Source organism: Ammoniphilus soli (assembly GCF_040813775.1).
Genome location: NZ_JBEGDL010000015.1, coordinates 44,576 through 66,992 on the forward strand (window position 1 = coordinate 44,576; position 22,417 = coordinate 66,992).

General features: G+C 42.0%; 24 protein-coding genes. 19 read left to right on the plus strand and 5 right to left on the minus strand.

The genetic code is table 11. From position 1 onward, the window contains the following. Window positions 1-95: 95 nt before the first annotated feature. From purU to ABLT31_RS24075, 10 genes are all read left to right on the plus strand, one after another. A complete protein-coding gene (gene purU / locus ABLT31_RS24030) occupies window positions 96-965 on the plus strand; it encodes a formyltetrahydrofolate deformylase (RefSeq protein ID WP_367756522.1) in 870 nt (289 codons plus the stop codon). A 251-nt stretch (window positions 966-1,216) separates the two neighbouring features. Then, window positions 1,217-2,695, plus strand: coding sequence for an alanine/glycine:cation symporter family protein (locus ABLT31_RS24035; protein ID WP_367756524.1), 1,479 nt, complete (start codon window positions 1,217-1,219; stop codon window positions 2,693-2,695). A 111-nt stretch (window positions 2,696-2,806) separates the two neighbouring features. Continuing rightward, window positions 2,807-2,866 (plus strand): hypothetical protein, encoded by a 60-nt coding sequence (locus ABLT31_RS24040; RefSeq protein ID WP_367756669.1) that lies wholly within the window; start codon window positions 2,807-2,809, stop codon window positions 2,864-2,866. A 489-nt stretch (window positions 2,867-3,355) separates the two neighbouring features. Then, on the plus strand, window positions 3,356-3,802 hold the full coding sequence (rpiB, locus tag ABLT31_RS24045; RefSeq protein WP_367756526.1) for a ribose 5-phosphate isomerase B: 447 nt from the start codon (window positions 3,356-3,358) through the stop codon (window positions 3,800-3,802). A 32-nt stretch (window positions 3,803-3,834) separates the two neighbouring features. Then, window positions 3,835-4,512: a ribulose-phosphate 3-epimerase gene (gene rpe, locus ABLT31_RS24050; RefSeq protein WP_367756528.1), complete on the plus strand. Its 678-nt coding sequence runs from the start codon at window positions 3,835-3,837 to the stop codon at window positions 4,510-4,512. Window positions 4,513-4,574: 62 nt separating this feature from the next. Then, window positions 4,575-5,618 (plus strand): TRAP transporter substrate-binding protein, encoded by a 1,044-nt coding sequence (locus tag ABLT31_RS24055; RefSeq protein ID WP_367756530.1) that lies wholly within the window; start codon window positions 4,575-4,577, stop codon window positions 5,616-5,618. Between the two features lie 102 nt (window positions 5,619-5,720). Then, window positions 5,721-6,281, plus strand: coding sequence for a TRAP transporter small permease (locus ABLT31_RS24060; RefSeq protein WP_367756532.1), 561 nt, complete (start codon window positions 5,721-5,723; stop codon window positions 6,279-6,281). Continuing rightward, window positions 6,281-7,558, plus strand: coding sequence for a TRAP transporter large permease subunit (locus ABLT31_RS24065; protein ID WP_367756534.1), 1,278 nt, complete (start codon window positions 6,281-6,283; stop codon window positions 7,556-7,558). The genes ABLT31_RS24060 and ABLT31_RS24065 overlap by 1 nt, the downstream gene beginning before the upstream one ends. A gap of 237 nt (window positions 7,559-7,795) precedes the next feature. Beyond that, window positions 7,796-8,755 (plus strand): 6-phosphofructokinase, encoded by a 960-nt coding sequence (pfkA, locus tag ABLT31_RS24070; protein WP_367756536.1) that lies wholly within the window; start codon window positions 7,796-7,798, stop codon window positions 8,753-8,755. A gap of 108 nt (window positions 8,756-8,863) precedes the next feature. Beyond that, window positions 8,864-9,721 (plus strand): class II fructose-bisphosphate aldolase, encoded by an 858-nt coding sequence (locus tag ABLT31_RS24075; protein ID WP_367756538.1) that lies wholly within the window; start codon window positions 8,864-8,866, stop codon window positions 9,719-9,721. Window positions 9,722-9,857: 136 nt separating this feature from the next. Here the strand turns inward: ABLT31_RS24075 and ABLT31_RS24080 are convergent, their stop codons facing one another. Genes ABLT31_RS24080 through ABLT31_RS24095 form a run of 4 tightly spaced genes read right to left on the minus strand, consistent with a single transcriptional unit; the run spans window position 9,858 to window position 14,059 of the window. Further along, complete coding sequence (locus tag ABLT31_RS24080) at window positions 9,858-10,964, minus strand: GerAB/ArcD/ProY family transporter (protein ID WP_367756540.1); 1,107 nt, start codon at window positions 10,962-10,964, stop codon at window positions 9,858-9,860. A 24-nt stretch (window positions 10,965-10,988) separates the two neighbouring features. Next, window positions 10,989-11,222 (minus strand): hypothetical protein, encoded by a 234-nt coding sequence (locus ABLT31_RS24085; RefSeq protein WP_367756542.1) that lies wholly within the window; start codon window positions 11,220-11,222, stop codon window positions 10,989-10,991. Window positions 11,223-11,227: 5 nt separating this feature from the next. After that, window positions 11,228-12,466 (minus strand): Ger(x)C family spore germination protein, encoded by a 1,239-nt coding sequence (locus ABLT31_RS24090; protein WP_367756671.1) that lies wholly within the window; start codon window positions 12,464-12,466, stop codon window positions 11,228-11,230. Further along, a complete protein-coding gene (locus ABLT31_RS24095) occupies window positions 12,467-14,059 on the minus strand; it encodes a spore germination protein (RefSeq protein ID WP_367756544.1) in 1,593 nt (530 codons plus the stop codon). It abuts the gene before it with no gap. Window positions 14,060-14,433: 374 nt separating this feature from the next. Between ABLT31_RS24095 and ABLT31_RS24100 the strand changes: the two genes are divergently transcribed. The 6 genes from ABLT31_RS24100 to ABLT31_RS24125 all read left to right on the plus strand — a co-directional run bounded on the left by ABLT31_RS24100 (window position 14,434) and on the right by ABLT31_RS24125 (window position 19,731). Beyond that, complete coding sequence (locus tag ABLT31_RS24100) at window positions 14,434-15,267, plus strand: transketolase (protein WP_367756546.1); 834 nt, start codon at window positions 14,434-14,436, stop codon at window positions 15,265-15,267. Next, window positions 15,267-16,220, plus strand: coding sequence for a transketolase family protein (locus tag ABLT31_RS24105; RefSeq protein ID WP_367756548.1), 954 nt, complete (start codon window positions 15,267-15,269; stop codon window positions 16,218-16,220). Before ABLT31_RS24100 ends, ABLT31_RS24105 begins: the two co-directional genes overlap by 1 nt. Before the next feature lie 45 nt (window positions 16,221-16,265). Beyond that, window positions 16,266-17,024 (plus strand): SDR family NAD(P)-dependent oxidoreductase, encoded by a 759-nt coding sequence (locus ABLT31_RS24110; RefSeq protein WP_367756550.1) that lies wholly within the window; start codon window positions 16,266-16,268, stop codon window positions 17,022-17,024. Window positions 17,025-17,150: 126 nt separating this feature from the next. Beyond that, a complete protein-coding gene (locus tag ABLT31_RS24115) occupies window positions 17,151-18,485 on the plus strand; it encodes an MFS transporter (protein WP_367756552.1) in 1,335 nt (444 codons plus the stop codon). A gap of 261 nt (window positions 18,486-18,746) precedes the next feature. Beyond that, on the plus strand, window positions 18,747-19,457 hold the full coding sequence (locus ABLT31_RS24120) for a FadR/GntR family transcriptional regulator (protein ID WP_367756673.1): 711 nt from the start codon (window positions 18,747-18,749) through the stop codon (window positions 19,455-19,457). A 127-nt stretch (window positions 19,458-19,584) separates the two neighbouring features. Then, window positions 19,585-19,731 carry a hypothetical protein gene (locus ABLT31_RS24125; protein ID WP_367756554.1) on the plus strand — a complete coding sequence of 49 codons (147 nt, stop codon included), beginning with the start codon at window positions 19,585-19,587 and terminating at the stop codon, window positions 19,729-19,731. 88 nt (window positions 19,732-19,819) lie between these two features. Here ABLT31_RS24125 and ABLT31_RS24130 read toward each other — a convergent pair whose 3' ends face one another. After that, window positions 19,820-20,434 (minus strand): RraA family protein, encoded by a 615-nt coding sequence (locus tag ABLT31_RS24130; RefSeq protein WP_367756556.1) that lies wholly within the window; start codon window positions 20,432-20,434, stop codon window positions 19,820-19,822. Window positions 20,435-20,667: 233 nt separating this feature from the next. On the opposite strand from ABLT31_RS24130, the gene ABLT31_RS24135 reads away from it, so the two are divergent. From ABLT31_RS24135 to accB, 3 genes are all read left to right on the plus strand, one after another. After that, window positions 20,668-21,441 (plus strand): IclR family transcriptional regulator, encoded by a 774-nt coding sequence (locus ABLT31_RS24135; protein WP_367756558.1) that lies wholly within the window; start codon window positions 20,668-20,670, stop codon window positions 21,439-21,441. Window positions 21,442-21,684: 243 nt separating this feature from the next. Next, window positions 21,685-21,861, plus strand: a complete 177-nt coding sequence (locus tag ABLT31_RS24140; RefSeq protein ID WP_367756560.1) for a hypothetical protein — start codon at window positions 21,685-21,687, stop codon at window positions 21,859-21,861. A gap of 35 nt (window positions 21,862-21,896) precedes the next feature. Beyond that, the gene (gene accB / locus ABLT31_RS24145; RefSeq protein ID WP_367756562.1) at window positions 21,897-22,388 is read left to right on the plus strand and encodes an acetyl-CoA carboxylase biotin carboxyl carrier protein; all 492 of its coding nucleotides are present in this window, start codon (window positions 21,897-21,899) and stop codon (window positions 22,386-22,388) included. Window positions 22,389-22,417 lie beyond the last annotated feature (29 nt).

The window sequence follows — 22,417 nt, forward strand, 5'->3', positions numbered from 1 at the left end:
TTTAAAATAGGTGGAGTTTTTCCCATTAAGTCGTCAGTATAGACTAGCTATTGGGACAACCTCATAAAAAAACATTAGAGAGGGGGAGGACAGATTTGGATCAAAAAATGTATGTTAATCGAGCGACATTGCTCATCTCCTGTCCGGAAAAACCAGGTATCATCTCGGTGGTGTCTAACTTTCTATTAGAACACCAAGCGAATATTGTACAGTTTGATCAGCACACGACAGATCCGCGAAGCGGCTTGTTTTTTATGAGGATAGCGTTTGATCTGGAGGATTTTGACCGCTCCTTTCAGCAGATTCAGCAGGATTTGCCCATGTTGGCTCGGGACCATGCCATGGACTGGACCTTAAACAGTGAGAAAAAAATAAAACGAATGGCGATTTTTGTTTCTAAAACCGATCATTGTCTGATGGAGCTTCTTTGGCGCTGGAAATCGAAAGAAATTCCGGTGGAAATCCCCATCGTGATCAGCAACCATCTTGATTTGAAAGAAGCCGTTGAAGCTTATGGGATTCCTTATTATCACATTCCCTTGTCCAGTGAAACAAAAGAGGAAGCAGAACAGAAGATCTTAGAGATTTTACGGGATAAAGTAGATTTTATAGTCCTGGCAAGGTATATGCAAATTTTGTCACCTCATTTTATTTCAAAATATCCCAATCAAATCATTAACATTCACCATTCTTTCCTGCCGGCATTTGTGGGGGCCAATCCGTATGTGAGGGCTTTTCAGCGCGGAGTGAAGCTGATTGGGGCAACGGCACATTATGTTACAAATGATCTGGATGAAGGGCCCATCATACAGCAAGATGTACTTCGGGTGAATCACCGTTTTTCAGCCGAGGATTTAAAGATTGCAGGACGCCAAGTGGAAAGAACGGTACTCGCACAAGCGGTTTCATGGCATGTGGAAGATAAGGTGCTGGTTCATGGCAACAAAACCATCGTATTCACATGATAGTGACTGTTAGTGCGGGTAGAATGATGGCTTCAATGTGGTTCAAAAGTAAACATTATTGACAATCGATTTATTTTATATAGATATAATATTTTCAATTGAAAAAGAAAACGCTTTCTGTTAAAATATTAGATATATGCAGTATAGTGATTATGATAAATTTCACTATATATTTTTTATCAATGACTGAAAGCGCTTTACTAACAAACAACTAAATATTTATTTATAAGATAATTCGAGGAGGTTGTTCTGTGGTAGCTTTTGTTGATTGGCTGAATGGACTCATTTGGAGCAAGGCGTTGATTTTTCTATGCTTAGGAGTAGGGCTATTTTACTCCATAGCTACCCGTTTCCTGCAGATAAGGTACTTTTTCCACATGATTAAATTGATGTTTGAAGGCAAGAGTTCCGAAGCGGGAGTATCCTCATTCCAAGCATTATCGATGGCCCTTGCCGGCCGTGTAGGGACAGGAAACATTGCCGGGGTAGCCACGGCCATTACGTTCGGGGGGCCTGGAGCGGTTTTCTGGATGTGGATGATGGCCTTTTTGGGTGCGAGCTCTGCGTTTGTAGAAGCGACTCTTGGACAGGTATACAAGACCAAACAGGACGGTCAATTCCGCGGGGGCCCAGCCTATTACATTGAAAAAGGCTTAAAAATGAAGTGGTATGCGGTATTGTTCTCGATTGTTACGGTGCTCGCAACAGGTGTATTTTTACCGGGCGTACAGGCGAACAGTATTGCTGCAGGTATGGAAAATGGATTAGGGATCAGCCCGACGGTTACCGGAATCGGATTAGTACTTATCCTTGCGATGATTATTTTCGGCGGTGTCAAGCGGATTGCGAGCGTTGCTGAAGTCGTCGTGCCGTTTATGGCTTTAGGTTACATTTTGGTTGCTTTATTCATTGTGTTTACCAATATGGATCAATTGCCTAGGGTGATATCCCTTATCTTTTCGAGTGCATTTGGTGCAGATGCTGCCTTTGGCGGTATTCTTGGCTCTGCTATTGTATGGGGGGTTAAGCGCGGGATTTATTCCAACGAAGCGGGACAAGGTACAGCCCCTCACGCGGCTGCCGCTGCGGAAGTTTCCCATCCTGCGAAACAAGGGTTGGTTCAGGCTTTCTCTGTCTATGTCGATACATGGTTTGTTTGTACGGCCACCGCATTTATGATTCTTTTGACGGGAATGTATAATGTGACACCGGAGGGGGCAGCCCCGATTGTGAATAATTTGGGTGATCTCTCACCAGGCCCGATTTACACGCAAAAGGCTGTTGAAACTGTATTCCCGGGATTTGGCGGACCCTTTATCGCTGTTTCCCTATTGTTCTTCGCTTTTACCACGATCATGGCCTATTACTATATGGCAGAAACCAATCTTGCCTATTTGAACCGTAAAGTGAAGCGGGTTTGGACCGAATACGCCTTAAAGATTGCTATCCTGTCCGTTACCTTCTACGGGTGCGTGAAAACAGCGGAACTTGCTTGGGGATTGGGAGATATTGGCGTAGGAAGCATGGCATGGTTGAATATTATTGCTATCCTGCTTCTCACCAAGCCGGCAATGAAAGTATTAAAAGATTATGAAAGACAGAAGAAAGAAGGTATAGATCCTGTATTTGATCCGGTAAAGATAGGTATCGCTGATGCCGATTTCTGGGAGAATGAATACAAGCACCACGGATCCTCCGCATCAGACAAAGATAAGTTCGTTTCTGCCTAAAGACAAAGGAGAGGGTTTACTGCCCTCTCCTTATTTTTTAGCGTCTTATTTCATTAGGGACATTGGCTGACCGTCTGTGTAACCGGAGCAGTCTTATTTTTAGCTTCCGACATGGCCAATTTTATTACTGGCGATACAATCCGTGTGGATAGCGGATGGACCGTCATATAACCTCGATGCACTTTCTTATCGAACAGTTATTGTAGGATTAAATTCAAATTAATTGTATAAAAAAAGAAGACATTGGGGATTCATGCTCAATGTCTTCTTTTTTTATTCTGTCACAGTTTTTGAGGTTTTAATGCTGTTTTTTTAATTCGATAAAAATTATAAATTCTTTATTGACTACGATTCATGTTGTGAGTATACTGATAATACAAGTTTACTTAGTAGACAAGTGGACAAGCAGATCAGTAATACAAGTGGTTTATGGGTGTACAAATACGTAGCAGAGGAGTGACAGAGATGAAAGGAATAGGTGTGGAAAAATATGAATATGGATCCTCGCAATCCTAAATGGGGAGCTGCAACCGGTTTGTTCTATTAAAAGGACATGTTTATCCTGGCATTAGCTTAACCAGGTTTTGTCTTATTTGAAAACGTTTGCAAATGTATCTGTTTATGAAGTATCTGCTGAAGAAGGAAAGGAAGTCGATATTTGTGAGAATTGCATTAGGAGCCGATCATGGCGGCTATCATTTAAAGGAAGAAATTAAGTCTTTACTTGAAACGATGAATATTTCATATGAGGATCTTGGCTGTTGTGATGAGAAGTCTGTAGACTATCCAGACTATGCGTTTCTGGTCACAGAAAAAGTGGCGTCGGGTGATTGTGGACAAGGTATTTTGGTTTGTGGAACGGGGATTGGCATGTCCATTGCAGCCAATAAAGTGAAGGGGATTCGTTGTGCTTTGGTTTCTGACCTGTTTTCGGCCAAGGCTACTCGCGAGCATAATGATTCAAATGTCTTAGCACTGGGTGCAAGAGTGATAGGTACTGGTTTGGCATTAGAGATTGTGAAAGTGTGGCTTACAACGGCATTTTCAGGAGGCAGGCATATGCAGCGATTAGAGAAAATTAATCAGGTAGAGAAAATATATCTATGAATCTTAAAAATAGAAAATAGGAGGTCAATAGATTGGAACGAAAAGTAAAGATTGCTCCGTCTATTCTTTCTGCGAACTTTGCTCATTTGGGGCAGGAAATCTTTGAAGTGGTTCAAGGAGGTGCTGATTATATTCATATTGATGTAATGGATGGGCATTTTGTTCCCAATATTACAATAGGGCCGTTAGTTGTTGAGGCGATTCGTCCTCTAACAGCATTACCCTTGGATGTCCATTTAATGATTGAAAATCCAGACCGGTATATCCCTGAATTTGCTAAGCAAGGCGCCAATATTATTTCTATTCATCAAGAATCCTGCAAGCATCTTCATCGTTCCGTTTATTTGATTAAGGATCTGGGTCTTAAAGCAGCGGTTGCTCTGAATCCTGCAACGCCTATTCAAACCCTTGAAAACGTTTTACAGGACCTTGATATGATTTTACTCATGACCGTAAATCCGGGATTTGGAGGACAGTGTTTCATTTCCAACGTTTTGTCCAAAATTAAAAATTTACGCCGTATGTTAGATGATAAAGGTTTAGATCGTGTAGAAATTGAGGTAGACGGTGGCATTAATGATGAAACGGCTAAACAGGTATTGGAGGCAGGCGCAAATGTACTTGTAGCTGGTAGTGCCATCTATGGTCAAAAGGATAGAAAAAGAGCCATCCAAGCTATTCGTGGACAAGAATGGAGTATCCGCAAATAATCAAGCTCAATTGCCATTATTCTTTCTTAAATCCAAAAAACACTTAGGGGGTCAATATTATTATGAAATCTATGAAAAAAATCAGTTTTGTATTAACTATTTTTTTCGTTGCCGGATCCATGTTGCTATCTGGATGTTCTTCCTCCACGAATTCAGATCCAAATGCTGCTCAGCAAGGTGCTGCCGATAAAAAGATGATCATTAAATTTGGTCACGGCGCTGCTGAGAAAAATGCCAGACACCAAGCTGCATTGAAATTCAAAGAGCTGGTTGAGACAAAATCGAATGGCCAAATGGAAGTTCAAGTCTTCCACAGCGAGCAATTAGGCAGCGAATCAGCTATGCTGCAGAGCGTTCAAGCGAATACTCTGCAAATTACTGCAGGAGCAACGGGTATTTATGCCAGAAATCATGAACCCATCGGCGTAGTCGAGCTTCCTTATGTTTTTGACAGCCTCGAGCAAGCCTGGAAGGTTCTTGATGGTCCTCTAGGGAAAGAGTTGGCTGAGCCATTGATCGCTAAGGACATTCGCATTCTTGCCTATTGGGAAAATGGGTTCAGGCACGTCACCAACAGTGTAAAACCGATTGAAAAGCCTTTGGATCTGAAAGGAATCAAAATCAGGACACCTGAAATTCCTGTATCCCTTAGTCTTTTCAAAACGCTTGGCGCAAACCCGACACCTATGGCCTTCGGGGAATTGTTCACTGCTTTAGAACAGCATGTTGTGGATGGCCAGGAAAATCCGCTGACGAATATTTATAACAGCAAACTTTATGAGGTCCAAAAATATGTATCTTTAACAGGACACCAATACATGCCTCTTCCTTTATCCATAAGTGAGAAATTCTGGAAAACATTAACGCCTGAGCAGCAGCAGATTATTGAAGAAAGCGCAAAAGAAGCTGGGCAATATCACAGAAACCTAGTGAAGGAAGATGACCAGAAGCTACAAGCTGAATTGGAGAAGAACGGCATGAAGGTAAATGAAGTGGATAAACAGCTTTTCAAGGATGCAGTACAGCCTGTATATAAAGAATTTGAAGAAGTTTACGGAAAAGAGCTTATGGATAAATTGTTCAAAGCCATAGAGGAAGCAAAATAGGGGGGAGGGACCACCCCCCTCAACTTGCAGCAACGTGTGGAGAAATGCTGGTTTAGGGATGTAATTGTTCTAAAAAAATAGATTTGTGGGGAGGTATTTGGCATGAAAAGAGCCTCAACATTCTTGAACAACATATTAAACATAGCCATGGTATTCTCTTTGTCCATTATGGCCATTCTCGTATTCGGAAATGTTGTTCTAAGGTATGTTTTTAATTCGGGAATTACCTGGTCAGAGGAAGTAGCGCGCTTCTTATTTATATGGATGATATTTCTTGGAGCCATCGGCGCTTTGAAAGATAATGGACATCTTGCCGTGGATATGTTTGTTAAAAAGCTATCCCCAACATTGAAAAAAATAGTATATGTTATTAGCAATCTGATCGTTTTTTATATATTGTGGCTGGTTTTGGATGGAAGCTGGAAGATGACTCTGAGCAATATGGATAGTACAGCTCCGGCAACGGGATTGCCGCTATCCTACATTTATGGAATTGGAATTGTGATGAGTGTGAGCATGGGATTGATTCTTCTTTCTAACCTATACCGGGCGCTGTTTAAGAAGGGGGCAATCGAAAAGCTTATTCACATGAAGGAATCTGAAGAGGAGATAATAGGTGTCCTTCATGAAGAAAAACAAGCCATTTCAGGGGGTGGAAGGTAATGGCTCTTGTTGTTTTTGTAGGTTCGCTCCTGGGGGTAATGGCGCTTGGAATGCCGATTGCTTTCGCTTTATTGACCAGCGGTGTCGCGTTGATGTATTTCCTTGATATTTTCGATAGCCAGATTGTCGCCCAGAACTTAATAAACGGGGCGAATAATTTCCCGCTCATGGCCATTCCTTTCTTCATTCTTGCGGGAGAATTGATGAATGCTGGCGGGATTTCCTCAAGAATTATCAATTTTGCCTTGTCGCTTGTCGGGCATATCCGCGGCGGACTCGGTTATGTGGCAATTATGGCTAGCGTGCTGTTTGCGGGTTTATCGGGTTCTGCTGTCGCCGATACGGCAGCGCTTGGAGCGATCTTGATCCCGATGATGGTGAAAGCGGGCTATGATAGGAATCGTTCCACCGGTTTGATCGCGGCAGGCGGCATCATTGCGCCGGTTATCCCGCCAAGTATTCCCATGATTATCTTTGGGGTTACTAGTGGAGTATCCATCACGAAGCTATTTATGGCAGGGATCATCCCCGGTATTCTTATCGGTATAGGATTAGTCATCACATGGGCTATTGTTGTTCGCAAGGGCAATGCAGAGGTTTTTCCGAGAAGATCGCCTAAAGAAATGTGGATTGCCACAAGAAAGGCCGTTTGGGCTCTTCTGTTGCCGGTCATCATCGTTGGAGGTTTGCGCGGCGGGGTATTCACTCCGACTGAAGCAGCGGTGGTTGCAGCGTTTTATGCCTTGTTCGTCGGCCTTGTCATCTATCGTGAGTTGAAAATGAAGGAATTGTACCGGGTTTTAATCGTTGCAGCCAAAACCACGAGTGTGGTTATGTTTTTGGCTGCGGCAGCGATGGTTTCTGCTTGGCTCATTACTGTAGCAAATATCCCATCAGTCATAACCGATATGCTTGGACCACTCATTGAAAATAAGCTGCTTCTATTGATAGCCATAAATCTGCTGATTTTGCTTGTAGGTACAGCGATGGACCTTACGCCTACCATTCTCATTTTGACACCGGTTCTCATGCCGGTCATTGAGAAGGCAGGAATAGATCCCGTCTATTTTGGAGTCCTGTTTATTCTCAATTGTTGCATTGGATTGCTGACACCACCGGTAGGTACGGTGCTGAACGTTGCTTGCGGCGTCGGAAAAATAGGCATGGAAGATATCATGAAAGGGATATGGCCGTTCCTGCTTGTTCAAGTACTAATCCTTTTCCTGTTAATCCTCTTCCCGTCCATTGTAACCGTACCTCTTGGATGGTTGACATAAGCAAAAAGGATTGAAGTCATGTATACAGTAATATAGTCAGGGAATTTTCTCTGGCTATTTTTTTGATTTGAAGAAAAATTACCCCCATTTTTAATTCTTTATTGACTATGAGGATAGTTGTATATATACTTGTTATATAAGTTAACTTAGTAGACAAGCAGACAAGTCAACTGGGATTATACAGAAGTTATAATAAAGCGCATTCGAAATAGCTGATGAGCAGAATGGAGGAAAGCAATGAAAAGAATAGCAGTACTTACAAGCGGTGGGGATGCACCGGGAATGAATGCTGCGATTCGAGCCGTTGTTCGCCGGGGAATTTTTAGAGGACTGGAAGTCTTCGGAGTAAAGAATGGTTTTCAGGGATTAATGGAAGGAAATTTTATCCCTATGAACTTAGGTAGTGTCGGGGACATTATTCATCGCGGAGGTACGATCCTTCAAAGTTCCCGAACTGAACGATTTAAGACAGCTGAAGGGCAGCAAAAAGCCTTTTCTGAATTAAGAGATAACGATATCGAAGCGCTGATCGTCATTGGTGGAGACGGATCTTTCCGTGGGGCTAGCAAACTAACGGAACAGGGATTTCCAACCGTAGGAATTCCAGGGACGATAGACAATGATATCTCTGGTACGGATTATAGCATTGGGTTTGATACAGCAGTGAATACGGCAGTGGAGGCCATTGATAAAATACGGGATACCGCGACATCCCATGAACACACCTATTTAATTGAAGTAATGGGACGGGATGCAGGCGATATTGCGCTCTGGTCAGGGGTGTGTGCGGGAGCGGAAGTGATCATTATCCCTGAAGAGAATCATGATATGAATGATATGATTGCCAGGCTGGAACGAAGCAATAAACGAGGAAAAAAGCATAGTATCATTGTCGTCGCAGAGGGTGTATGTCGAGGACAAGATATTGCCGACATCATCAGGGAGAAAACAGGCCTAGAAACACGGGTGACGGTACTCGGACATCTTCAGCGTGGCGGCTCTCCTTCCGCTTATGATCGGATGATGGCCAGCCAGATGGGGGCGAAGGCTGTAGATCTATTATTGGAGGGGGAAATGGGTGTCATGGTAGGGGTGAAAAAAGGCCAACTCATCCACACTCTATTTCAAGAAGCGGCTATAGACAGGCATTCCATAGATAGGTCTATACACCATTTGGCAAAAAGTTTATCGATATAGACCATTCAATTAACCCAACTGGTATGTTAGGGATGCACATGGCCAAAATCATTTCGTGTCCCGATACAAATATAAAATTTAAACTTTCTTAAAAAGGGGAAGATTAAAATGCCATTAGTTTCAATGAAGGATATGTTAGATAAAGCGCTTGCAGGAAAATATGCGGTAGGACAATTCAACATTAATAACTTGGAATGGACTCAAGCTATCTTAGCGGCTGCAGAAGAAGAACAGTCCCCCGTTATATTAGGTGTATCTGAAGGTGCTGCTCGTTACATGGGTGGGTTTAAAACGGTGGTAAACATGGTGAAAGGTTTATTAGAAGATAAAAACATAACTGTACCTGTAGCGATTCACCTGGACCACGGATCTAGTTATGAGAAGTGCAAAGAAGCGATAGACGTTGGATTCACGTCGGTCATGATTGATGCTTCCCATCATCCTTTCCAAGAAAACGTGGAAATTACCAAAAAAGTCGTGGAGTACGCGCATGAACGGGGAATTTCAGTTGAAGCAGAACTTGGAACTGTTGGCGGGCAAGAAGATGATGTGGTAGGAATGGGAGTCATCTATGCCAACCCGGAGGAATGCAGGCAACTGGTTGAACTGACCGGAATTGATTGCCTCGCTCCTGCGCTGGGTTCTGTACATGGTCCCTATCAGGGAGAACCTAAGCTAGGGTTTAAGGAGATGGAAAGCATCCGTGACATGACGAAGGTGCCACTAGTTTTGCATGGCGGTACAGGGATTCCAACAGAACAAATCCAGCGATCCATTTCACTTGGTACCTCTAAGATTAACGTGAATACGGAAAACCAAATGGCTTTTACGAATGTTTTACGGGAACTTATAGCTTCAAATCAAACCGAATATGATCCCCGTAAATTTATTGGACCTGCCAGAGATGCTATTAAAGAAACAGTAAAAGGAAAAATCCGTGAATTCGGGTCTGTAGGGCAAGCTTAATCATCGCGTCACTATCTAACGGTTGTACAATGTGGACAAACATACACTATTGCAATGAAGCCGATTTTCCCTGAGACAGGGAATTCGGCTTATTTAGACTTTTTCACCTCGACTACCGTTATACCCCCATAGAATATCAACTTTTACCCTTTCTTAAAAATTTTAGTCTAAGCTTAGCCATCACTAAAAGAAACAATGGCATGCAAAGACCGAATACGAGAGAAAAGGGTGTCCAAATGTTAGCAATAAAGTTAACAAAATAGCTGATATCGGGAGCGATCACAAGGGTAAGGACTACCAGGACCATGGCCAATGGAAACGTTAGGGGGCGATAATCATGCAATTCTAGCGTTTGCGCAAGTACTAATGCTGAAATATAATAACAGATCTGTAGTTTGAAAAAAGTGGTAATGATCCATAAACCGGCCATGATCGCTTCTACCCGTTGAATAAAGTTCCCGATATCTATTTTTTGGGCTAAAATATAGCTGGGAACATGTTCATTTGCTGTTGCTTCGCCTCCCAATACTAAAACACTCAAGAGAGTAACCAGGATAATGGCCATTCCCCCAATCAAATAACCTACGAAAAAGCTTCTTCCAGCTTCCTTTATCCGATTTACATAGGGGAAAATCATCAAAAACAGAATAAGCTCTAGAAATGGAAAGCCAAGGTTCATGAAAGCACTATGAAGAACCGGATTAGCTCCTTTTCCCATAACGGGCTGTATTTTTTCAAATTCAATTTGAGGAGAAATAAAGCAAACAATCATCATGAATAAAATACACACCCAAGGGAAAAAAATTTCGGAAGTGCGAGCCATATTCTCCAGGCCGTAGCGCACCCCCATAACGGCAGCCCCTAAAAAAAGGAAATGTATCGACTCAATCGGTGTCTCCGGCATGATCGTTGACGTAAAAAAATTACTGATTTGCCGCAATATAATGGCACAAAGGAAAAAAGTATAGTTGAAGAACAGAAGAGAAATGATTTTTCCCATCCATCTCCCCAAAATTTCCTGGCTATATTCAACCAAGGTCCTATCCGGAAAAAGACTTCCCAACGTTTTGTATAGCCATACCAGCAAAAGTCCCAATCCTGCAAGGATCACAGCGGCTATCCAAGCATCTTGCTCTGCTTCCGCAGCAATAAATTTTGGCAACAAAAGAATGGAGCTGCCGGTGGTAAATAGAATGACGAAAATCATAAACTGGCGAGGGGCAATTTTACCGTTCTCCTGCATTGATATCACCTTTATACTTGAATTTCACTTAAATAATTGGGAAATCATCTCGCCATAAGGATGGAAAATGGCTGTAATCCCTTTGAATGGGTTAGGAATGGGCACATCCATCTTATCCAAAATATTTAGCGCAACCCCAAAAAGGAACAGGATAGAAAATACCCATAGATCCTTTCTATGATTTTTCTTCAGAAGGGAAGGGACTTCGATGAGCACGATAATAACCCCTATCGCCAATATCCCAGCAATGGTCCACATCCCGTTTACTCCTCCATTCTTTCCGAAAAGGATTTTTTAGTTAAAAATACGCGTCGAATATCCGCCTTCACTTCAACATTGACCTGTAAATCCGGAAATTTCTGATTCCAACGCTTTCGGACTTGCTCCCAATATTTAGGGTCGTTGCGGTTAATTACACCGCCAAATCCGAAAATATCTACTTTATATTTTTTCTGAGCGGCTTTTAATGCAGCAGAAATGCTCTGTTTTATATTCCTTTCCGTTAATTTCTCTAAATGATCAATCGTTTCCGGCTTCGATAAATCGATAGCGCATTGCGCATCGGCTATATTTCCTTCAAGACTAATTTTGACATCCATTTCAGGCTTGCCGTTTACTTTTTTAAATTGGGTATCCTCTTCGGTGCGAAGCACTTCCACCGTGATATTCTTCTTCCCTTGGGGGCAGGGGAAGACAACTGTCGTACTTTCGATCTCACCCTGGGTATAGTTATATCCTTTGCTTTCCTCTTCATTCAACCAGCCGATCAACCGATCTTTTTTGAATACCGCTAGGCCGTTAAACTGCAAATCGGCACCGGGATCAATTTGTTCCACATTCTCCTGGGTTTCGCCCAATGCCTGCTTTCCGACCACCTTTATGCCTGGCAGTGCAGCTTCTTTTCCTTTGTCGATGATATCTGACATAAACTGATCCATTCTCACAGCAGTTGTTGTTCCCCAAGCACCAGCCGAGTTATCCAGAGAACGATTCATTTTACTGGCTGGAATTCGTTCTATAGGGGTAAAAATTTTAAGGATGTTCTCTGCCCTTGTGCCCCTAGCTATAACCACAAAGAAATCCCTTCTATATTGATGGTCTCTGGAAATGTGATCCAGTATATCGCCCAGCCCATCTCTTGCCAATTCTTCGCTGATGATAAGCATCTGGAGTTGCCCCGTATAGACTTTTCTTGTACTCTCAGTTGTCATTTTTCGGCCAGCCTCCATCACACCGCTTCCCATTTCTTGAAACAAAGTGACAGGAGCGCCACTCGGGGAAGTGCCTCCTTTGGAAGCGATCGCTCCCGGATTGACGATTTGTTGAGAAAGAAGAATATGATTCCCCTTTTTATCCAACCCCATGGCTACCGTAACCGCAAGTTCGTTCAATTCTCTCCGGTTCCAGCATCCGGTAAGCATCATCAATAGAACTATGGAAACTAAGCATAAAATCGGCTTTGGTTTCGTAATGACTCCTCCTTTCTCTCTATGAATTCCTATTTACCTGCGTGGTTTCGGTTTTGGAGTTGGAGGATTATCTTCACGGCTGATATTCTTTTGACTTACAAATCGGGGCCTGGAGAACATTCCCCACCATGGTACGCGAATAATCGAATCTTTTTGATCTGCCATCACAACGGGGCCAAATGGAGCCATATACGGAACCCCGAATGAACGTAATCGGCATAAGTGTTGGATGACGACAATGATTCCTACGATAATGCCCAATAACCCGAAGGAGGCCGCCAAACCCATCATGCCAAAGCGCAGGATTCTGAAGGAAATAGCCATATTATACGCAGGAATGATAAAACTGGAGATAGCGGTAATGGATACGACAATGACCATAGCAGCCGAAATGATGCCGGCTTCCACTGCCGCTTGTCCAATGACCAAGGCCCCTACAATCGATACCGCCTGTCCCACCGCTCTGGGCATTCGAATCCCAGCTTCCCGCAGCAGTTCAAAGGTTACCTCCATTAAGAGAGCTTCAATGAAGGCTGGAAAAGGGACCCCTTCCCGTTGAGCCATCAAACTAAACAACAGCCCGGGAGGCAGCATTTCTTGATGAAAAGTCGTAATGGCAATATAGAAGGATGGACCCAGTAAGGCAATAAAACCAGCGAAATAACGCAGCAAGCGAAGAAGCGTAGCGATATCGAACCGCTGGTAATAGTCTTCCGCTGCCGAAAAGAATTGCGGGAAAATGACTGGAATGAGGAGGACGAAGGGGGTTCCATCCACAAAAATGGCGATACGCCCTTCCAAAAGTCCGGCAGCAATGACATCAGGCCTTTCTGTATGAAACACCGTGGGAAAAACGGTGTATGTTTCATCCTGGATTAATTCTTCAATATAGCCGCTTTCCAGTATACTGTCTATTTCGATCCGGGTAAGTCGTTTCCGGACTTCTTCAATGACTTTTCCATTCGCAATCCCCTGAATGTACATGATGTTGACCGCAGTTTGGGTTACCCTTCCTATGGTTAGGTTTTCCAACCAAAGGTTAGGATCTTTAATTTTTCTCCGGACCAATGCGGTATTCGTCCGTATGTTTTCAGAAAATCCTTCTTTTGGGCCGCGGATGACCGTTTGCGAAGAAGGCTCCTGAACACCGCGGTCTTCCCATCCTTTCAAACCGATCAGCAGACCTTGAGAATATCCATCTAATAGGATGGCAGCATCCCCTGATAAGATGGATGGAAGCAAGGTTTCAAAATCCGAAACATCCTTGATGTTCCCTACAGGAAGAAGCTCTTTCAGGAGTTGAAAATTAAAGTTCTCGGATGAATGGTCTAAATTCACGTCGCTTTCTGGTATATCCAGCATTAAAGATTCCATGATAAATTGATTGACAGATTGAGCATCAGACAAGCCTTCTGTAAAGACCAGAGCTATTTTAATCGACTTTTTCTTTCCGATGCCAAATTCCCTGATAACAACATCCGGGCTATTTCCAATAACCTCCATAATTATTCGAATATTTTCCTGAAGATTGGTTTGTAAAGGTGTTTTTTTCTTTATATGTTGATTATTAGGGATTGAATTAGATTTAAATATTTTCCTGATCGTTTTGAACATACCCAAAAGCATATCATCTCCTATTTACACCTCGATACTAGGTTAGTTCAAAATGTTTATTGTGCATATTGTGGTTAATTTAACCAATTAGTTTATATGTATTCTCAATGGATTTCATCTTTGCACCAGAAACTTGTAAACATCATTTCTGTTACAGTATTTGAGGTTTGAATGCTGTTTTTTTGATTTGAATAAAAATTATTTCCTTTCCAATTCTTTATTGACTATTACACGGGTTGTAGGTATACTAAATATACAAGTTCACTTAGCAGACAAGTAGACAAGTAGACAAGTGAACAGGATAGAAAAGTGCACACAGGGTTATAAGGTTTGTTACTAAAAAAAGAGAGCAGTAAACTTCAAGTCTACTAAGAGGAGTGACAAATATGAAAGCGATAGGCGTAGAAGAACTAAAGCAAAAAGCTATTGAGCTTAGAAAAACAGCTCTTACCATGATTTATGAAGCGCAATCTGGACATCCGGGAGGTTCCTTATCCGCAGCTGATATTATAGCAGCTCTCTACTTCAAAGAGATGAATGTGGACCCTCAAAACCCTAAATGGGAAGACCGTGACCGATTTGTTCTATCCAAAGGACATGTTTGTCCCATATTATATTCGGCTTTAGCTTTACGAGGTTTTGTTCCTTATGAAAGCGTGCACACCTTAAGAAAATATGGTTCTCCTTTTCAAGGCCATCCCGATATGAAAAAGTGTCCAGGCATTGATATTTCTACTGGATCCCTGGGGCAAGGACTTTCTTGCGGAGTGGGCATGGCCATAGGCGGAAAAAGAGATCAAAAAGATTATCGAGTGTTCGTCATGGTGGGAGATGGAGAGTGCCAAGAAGGCCAAATCTGGGAAGCAGCCCAAAGCGCCGTGAAGTACAAACTGGATAATCTGGTTGTATTTGTGGATGACAACCGATTACAAATTGATGGAACCTGCGACGAGGTCATGCCTAATCAAGATTTGGAGAAGAAATTTCAGGCTTTTGGTTTTGAGACGAGAAGAATTAATGGTCATTCCATGGAAGAAATTTTGGAGACGTTGGATTATGTTAGAGAAGCTAAAAATGGTAAACCCAAGTGTATTGTCGCTGATACGGTAAAAGGGAAGGGAGTCTCTTTTATGGAGGACGTGGTGGATTGGCATGGAGTCGCTCCTAATGAACAACAGTATCAACAGGCACTAGCAGAAATTGCAGGGGGGTTAAAATAATGAGTGTAATGGAAAAAGCAGCCCGCGTAAAAAAAGCCACGAGAGAAGGCTTTGGTGATGAAATTGTGAGATTAGGACAAGAGAATAACAATATTTTCGTGGTAGATATCGATATCGGAAAATCTTGTAAAACAGGAGCGTTTTCTAAGCAATTGCCTAATCAGCATATCAATGTGGGGATCGCAGAGCAGAACGGCTGCGGAATTGCTGCGGGTCTTGCAACAACGGGCAAGATCCCATTCGTTAGCACTTACGCGGTATTTGGCTCCTTAAGAATGGCTGAGCAAATTAGGCAAGAAATTTGCTATCCCAACTTAAATGTAAAAATTGCCTGCTCTCACGGGGGACTTACCCCAGCAAACGATGGCGGAAGTCACCAGGCTATTGAGGATATGGGAGTTTTAAGAACCATTCCAAACATGACGGTGATTATGGGTGCTGATTATTATTCTACAAGAAAGCTAGTTGAGCAAGCAGCAAAGATGTACGGTCCTGTCTACCTTCGCTTTACTCGTGATTCCGTTCCTGTGATTTATGATGAAAACGAAGAGTTTACGATTGGGAAAGCCAAAAAGCTAAAGGACGGAAAAGATCTCGCGATCATTGCGAATGGCGATACGGTACATCTGGCATTGGACGCAGTTGAGGAACTGGAAAACGAGGGGATCTCGGTAAAGCTATTAGATATGCATACGATTAAACCTCTGGATAGAGAAGCAGTTGTTGAATGTTTAGCTCTCGGCCATGTCATTACAGTAGAAGATCACAATATTCTAAACGGTCTCGGAAGTGCCGTTTGTGAAGTAGCAGCGGAAGAAGGACAAGGAAAGGTTAGAAGAATAGGGGTTCAAGACCGCTTTGGAGAATCTGCCCCTTATGAAAAGCTGATGGAGCTTAACGGAATTACGGTCGATAATATAGTGAAAACAGCTAAGGAAATGCTTGCGAAGTAAAAAATCTAGAAGAATTAAAAACTATTAAATAGGGGTGCGTAAAGGATGTTTAAATTAACTAATCGAGTAGCTATCGTCACGGGAAGCGGTACGAAAAGAGGAATTGGGCGTACAATAGCCTTAACGCTTGCCAAGCAGGGAGCAGCTGTAGTTGTAGCCGATTTAAATGCAGAAGGAATTGAAGATACAGTCAATGCTATTACTGAAGCTGGAGGGAGAGCTTTGGGTGTAGAATTGAATGTTACTAGTAAAGAATCTATAGATGCAATGGTAGGAAAAGTGCTAGAAACCTATGGAAGAATCGATATTCTCGTAAATAACGCCGGGATTTCCCAAAAGGTGACGGTTGAAGACATGACGCTTGAGGACATGACAAGAATTTTTAATGTGAATATGTATGGATTATTCTTATGTACACAAGCCGTAGTCCGAGTTATGAAGGAACAGAAATACGGCAGAATCGTAAGTCTCTCCTCCGTGTCAGCTAAAAGAGGGGGAGGAGTATTCGGAGGTTCGCACTACTCTGCATCCAAAGCCGCAGTATTGGGCTTCTCTAAAAATCTCGCCCGTGAAGTTGCACTTGATGGAATAACGGTTAACTGTGTTGCACCAGGACTTGTTAATACGGACATCTGGAAGTCCCTTCCTGAAGAGTTAGCGAATAATGTTATTGCAGGAATACCAATGGGCAGACCTGGGGAAACGGAAGAAGTTGCAGCAGCCATTGCATTCTTGGCTTCTGAAGAAGCATCGTATATTACAGGTGAAGAAATCGATATCAATGGCGGTTCCCACATGGATTAATCCAATTTTTTCCATCTAGGCATTCCGATTTATTATGCCTAGATGGAAAACAAAACAAGCTATTATCGGCATAAAAGTTTATATATAATGAAAGTTAAGTTATCCATAAATAAAGGAGGGATTACTTTGGATACAACACAATTAGAGAAGTCAACGATTAAAAAAGTTTCGATAAGATTACTACCTTTTCTATTTCTTTGTTTTGTAGTAGCTATACTTGATAGGGTAAACATTGGATTTGCTGCCCTACAAATGAACGAAGATTTAGGCTTTTCAAATGCGGTTTACGGGTTGGGTGCGGGAATCTTCTTTCTAGGTTATTTTCTTTTAGAAGTGCCGGGGAGTGCCCTGATGAATAAAGTGGGAGCTAGAAAATGGATTTCTAGAATCATGGTTTCATGGGGATTAATAGCATGTTTCATGGCTTTTATGCAAACACCACTGCAATTTTATATTGGTCGCTTTCTTCTAGGAGTTGCTGAAGCAAGTTTTTATCCATGTATGGTGTGGTATTTAAGTGGTTTTTATCCAACAAAGCATCATGCAAAAGCAATAGCAGGATTTATGCTGGCTATACCGGCTGCTAACGCAATGGGTGCTCCTTTGTCAACGTACTTGCTGACGATCAACTGGTTGGATATATCAGGATGGCAGTGGTTGTTTATTTTACAAGCTATTCCAGCTATCATTTTAGGTATTGTATGTTACTTCTATCTTAATGATAAAATTGAGGATATCAAATGGTTAACCAAAGAAGAAAAACAATGGTTGATTGATATTACGACGAAAGAAAATCTTGAGAAACAAGAAGTCAAGCACTACACCTTTATGCAAGCGCTAAAAGATCGTGATGTTCTCACCTTATCCGTTGGATACTTTTGCTGGATGATTGGCTATTACGGAATTAACATGTTCTTGCCTACCATCTCGAAGGGCTTATCGGAGTCCATATCCTTGAGTTCACAAAGTATGGGTTGGATTATAGGGCTTATGTATTTATGTGCTATGGTTACGATGATTCTAGTTGGTAACCATTCAGATAAGAAGAATGAAAGACGCTTACATGTTGCGGCATGTTTAACCGTAAGTGCAGTGGCCATGATCCTGAGCTCCTATGTTGCAAGTATTAACATTATCGGATCATTCATCCTGCTAGCCATTAGTTTATGTGGAGCATTTGGTGCATACTCCCCGTTCTGGGCTATTCCTCCTTCTTTCTTAACGGGAGCTGCTGCTGGGGGTGCCATAGCTTTGATTAATAGTGTCGGTAATCTAGGCGGATTCTTTGGGCCGTACCTTGTCGGATATATTAAAGATGTAACGGGATCCTTTCATTTAAGCATGATCTTTCTAGGATGTAGTTTGATTATAGGTGCTAGTATAGTCCTTTTCTTAGTAAGACAGTCAGGAAAGTTTAATGGTGTAGAAAAGATAGATCGTGAGAATAGAAAGGCTGTATAAAGCCTAATACGATAGGTGATTGGTGCCACGCGTTGAAATTGTGTAAGCGGTATCGATATGTTGAGCTGATTACTATTTTATGGTAGAGTAGTCTTATTCTTCCTGTATGGGCTTTCATTTTAGAATGCCAGGATCGTTTAGATAAGGAGTTGTGATTCTTCACGTTTGGATGATGGGAAATTTGCCTTTTAAATTAGTAAATTATATAATAGGATGGATTTATAAAATATGGGTATAATGAGTCAACAATGTTTGAAAGAAGTGGTTACCATAAAATTCAATCCAGTATCCAGTCAAAAATTGCATGTACAAATTTATCACCAAATTCTTTCAGAAATCCAGTCAGGGTCATTTAAAATAGGTGATAAGCTTCCTTCTGAAAGAGAACTGTGTGCACAATTCGGTGTGAGCCGCGCAACCATTAGACAGGCTCTTAGTGCATTGGAGCTGACCGGCATCATTTATTCCCGCCAGGGAGAAGGCGTGTTTGTGAATAGCACCCAGGTTTCAGTTGAAAGTTCCCAATCAGAAAACTTACTTGAGTCCGTATCGCCAGAAGATATTATTGAAGCAAGAATGAACATAGAACCTCTTATTGTAAAGTTTGCGGCGTTAAGAGCCACGACTGAAGATATTAAGAATCTCTCTTCGACCATAAAAAAGATGGAAGAGGAAACGAAGGCCGGCATATATGTACCAGAAACAGATGAACAATTACACAACGAGATAGCCAAGGCTTCCCATAACGATCTCTTTATTAATTTTATGTCTTCTATTACTAATGCGATGAAGCAGCAAGAAATGTGGAAATTTATTCGGGATAGAACCGTGACCCGGCCAGACTATAGAGAAGTTAATTTTAATGAGCATAAGTCGCTCATTAAAGCGATTGAGGAGCACAATGAAGAAAAAGCAGTAAAATTAATGACTGAACATATGCAAAACTTATATGAACGATATTGGAAAGACTAGATGGTATTCATAGCGAACACCCAAAAATATCTAAGACTGTTTTGATTTTCGTCTAACATGAAACAGGCGAAGCAGGTTTGATATTTCTTGGGTGTTTTTTATACGGCTTGATGCATGAGGTTAACGGGTGCCAAAGTTGGGTGAGTTATCCTATGAACAAGTGAAAAAGAATCTCCGGAATGAATGGGAGAAAGCTGGTTTGAGAGTAGAGGTTTCTCAATATAATCAATCCGCGAAGAGAAAAATAATAGTTTTGCAGCATAGTGTAAGCTGATATCCTAACATTGAAACTCACGTGTTCATCAAAATGAGAAGGGTTACCCACTCGGTTAGACCGATTGTAACCCTTCATTTGTCTTCTATTACGAAAGAATATCATCCAAATGCTGCCTCACGGCTTCCGGTTTTCCGGAGATCATGCTGGCCCGTTCTTCATCTTTTTTCATCTTCTCTATGGCTTTGGCGAGAATCGTTTCGGCCTCCGCTTGGGGGACAGCCACCACGCCATCGGCATCGCCGACAATAATATCTCCCGGCTGGATGGTTACCCCGCCGCAAGATATGGGCACATTGATTTCTCCCATTCCAGCCTTGCCGCTGGCTGCAACGGTCGTTCCTTTGTAAAAGACAGGATAATCAAGATCTCGAATTCCTTGAATGTCGCGAATGACCCCGTCAACGACCATACCTTTGATTCCTAGAGTCTGTGCCATGCCAACGACAAAGTCTCCGGCCACCGCGCGGTATGTATCCCCTTTGGCATCAATCACTAAGACATCTCCTGGCTGAGCTTCCCGAATGGCCCGAAGTACGGCTTGGTTGTCTCCCACAGGCATTTTGACGGTGAACGCCCTGCCGGCTACTTTATATTCATCCTTTAAAGGCTTAATGCTGGAATCTAGGTTGTTGAGTCCTTGCATAGCGTCAGAAATGCAGGTGGTTGGCACCTCTTCAAATCGTCTCACGATATCTTTCATGTAAATCCCCTCCATGTTTTGATAGGATTGCTTATTATCTATTTAATCATATGAGCAGGATTCGGTAAAATACAAATGGATTATGGATAGCCATAACTGTTTGTCCGATGACACTATGCAAAATTGAAAAGTATCGGAGAATCCATTAAAATTGATAGAGCTACTTTAACTAAACGGTAATGCAACAATTAGCGATTATGAATCATATTCTTTTTGATAAGGAGGGATAGCAGGTGCAAAGCAAAAATAAGACAGTTGTTAAATCTATGTGTCTCCTTAATCTTTTTATAACGCATGCGAAGCTAAATTTGAATGAGATGGTAGAACTTTCGGGTGTTCCCAAAACCTCCGTTTACCGAATGATTGGTTCCCTTGAAGATATGGGGTTCCTTACTAAGGACGAGGAAGGAAAGTACTCACTTGGTCTTTTGTTTCTCCAATTTGGACAATTAGTGGCGGAACGTCTAGATATTCGGCAGATTGCTTTACCTATCATGCAAAACTTGAGAGATGATGTTGGAGAAGCCGTAAATCTTATTGTAAAAGATGGGAAGGAATCCATATATATTGAAAAATTGGATACGAACCATCCTGTGAGGCTTTATACAAAAATAGGCCGAAGAGCTCCGCTCTACGCTGGAGCATGCTCTCGCATACTCCTTGCTTATTTGTCCGATGATGAAAGAGAACAATATTTGAATGAAATTGAACTGCATCCCATTGGGCTCGGAACCATTACAGATAGGGAAAAACTTCGCCTTGCTTTGGAGCTGTCCAGAAAGGAAGGCTACAGCGTGAGCCATTCTGAGCTTGAGAATTATACTTCTGCTGTGGCTGCGCCCATTTTCAATCATATGGGACAAATGGTAGCGGGTCTTAGCGTTGCGGGTCCTGACGTACGCTTTCAGGACGAGAGATTGCCTGAATTGATCAAGAAGGTTAAAGAAGCGGCCAATCAAATTTCGGAGAAGCTCGGATTTATGGATTCATCTTTGGTTAACTTATGAGTTGCCGATTACATTAAAAAACTCATCTTCCATATGTTGATATGGCAGATGAGTTCTTTTTGTTTCTGGGAATGAATTCACTTTAAAAAAATATGCCTGTTTTTCGATTTATCCCTTGTGGTTCTATATTCAAACAAGTATAATAATTTTATAAAACCGAATTACGGAATATTAATTCCGAATTACGGAATTAAAGGGAGGTCAAATTGTACCAGACCATCACTAAAGGAAACTGCTTTTGAGTTGCTCCCGTTTGGAGAATCAGCAATTATTGTCGATTTCGGCAAAGGGATTCATCCGGATAACCACCGAAATGTGAAAGCGCTAACGGAATATCTGGAGGAGGCAGAAAGACTCTACAACGAAAGAGAAAAAATCATCCAAGATTTAAGAACAGGAATGAGATTGGAGCAGAAATAAGAAATTTAATTCAACCATAAAAAGGAGTGGCTATCATGCTTAAAATACATGAAATCAGAGAAATCATCAAAATGGTTAATGAATCTTCTATTCAGCAATTTGAATTTGAACAAGAGGCAACCAAGATTATCATTGTGAAAAATGACGTAAGATCTGCATCTAACCCAATCCATCGTGAAGAGGCTGTTGGCAATGATACGAAACTTGATCCATTACCCGCTTTGACCCCAGAGGTACAGGCCGTTCCCGTTGCTGTAAAAGAGGTTGAAGAACGCAAAGAGGTGAAGGTGCATAAGGTCGTTTCTCCTATGGTTGGGACGTTTTATTCCGCTCCCGAGCCAGGTGCCGAGGCATTCGTAAAGATCGGTCAGAAAATTGATGCCAATACCGTGGTTTGCGTGTTGGAAGCTATGAAATTATTTAATGAAATCGAGGCGGGAGTAAGTGGAGAGATCGCAGAGATCTTGGTTAAGGACGGAGAGATTGTTGAATATGGCCAACCTTTATTTGTCGTTCATCCAGAATAGAACACAATCTCATTTGGGTAAGGGGGAAA

Bases quoted from the DNA above. Each gene is read 5' to 3' on its own strand.
- ABLT31_RS24055 (WP_367756530.1), top strand. From the start codon at position 4,575: ATGAAATCTATGAAAAAAATCAGTTTTGTATTAACTATTTTTTTCGTT.
- ABLT31_RS24060 (WP_367756532.1), top strand. From the start codon at position 5,721: ATGAAAAGAGCCTCAACATTCTTGAACAACATATTAAACATAGCCATG.
- ABLT31_RS24065 (WP_367756534.1), top strand. From the start codon at position 6,281: ATGGCTCTTGTTGTTTTTGTAGGTTCGCTCCTGGGGGTAATGGCGCTT.
- pfkA (WP_367756536.1), top strand. From the start codon at position 7,796: ATGAAAAGAATAGCAGTACTTACAAGCGGTGGGGATGCACCGGGAATG.
- ABLT31_RS24075 (WP_367756538.1), top strand. From the start codon at position 8,864: ATGCCATTAGTTTCAATGAAGGATATGTTAGATAAAGCGCTTGCAGGA.
- ABLT31_RS24080 (WP_367756540.1), bottom strand. From the start codon at position 10,964: ATGCAGGAGAACGGTAAAATTGCCCCTCGCCAGTTTATGATTTTCGTC.
- ABLT31_RS24085 (WP_367756542.1), bottom strand. From the start codon at position 11,222: ATGTGGACCATTGCTGGGATATTGGCGATAGGGGTTATTATCGTGCTC.
- ABLT31_RS24095 (WP_367756544.1), bottom strand. From the start codon at position 14,059: ATGCTTTTGGGTATGTTCAAAACGATCAGGAAAATATTTAAATCTAAT.
- ABLT31_RS24100 (WP_367756546.1), top strand. From the start codon at position 14,434: ATGAAAGCGATAGGCGTAGAAGAACTAAAGCAAAAAGCTATTGAGCTT.
- ABLT31_RS24105 (WP_367756548.1), top strand. From the start codon at position 15,267: ATGAGTGTAATGGAAAAAGCAGCCCGCGTAAAAAAAGCCACGAGAGAA.
- ABLT31_RS24110 (WP_367756550.1), top strand. From the start codon at position 16,266: ATGTTTAAATTAACTAATCGAGTAGCTATCGTCACGGGAAGCGGTACG.
- ABLT31_RS24130 (WP_367756556.1), bottom strand. From the start codon at position 20,434: ATGAAAGATATCGTGAGACGATTTGAAGAGGTGCCAACCACCTGCATT.
- accB (WP_367756562.1), top strand. From the start codon at position 21,897: ATGCTTAAAATACATGAAATCAGAGAAATCATCAAAATGGTTAATGAA.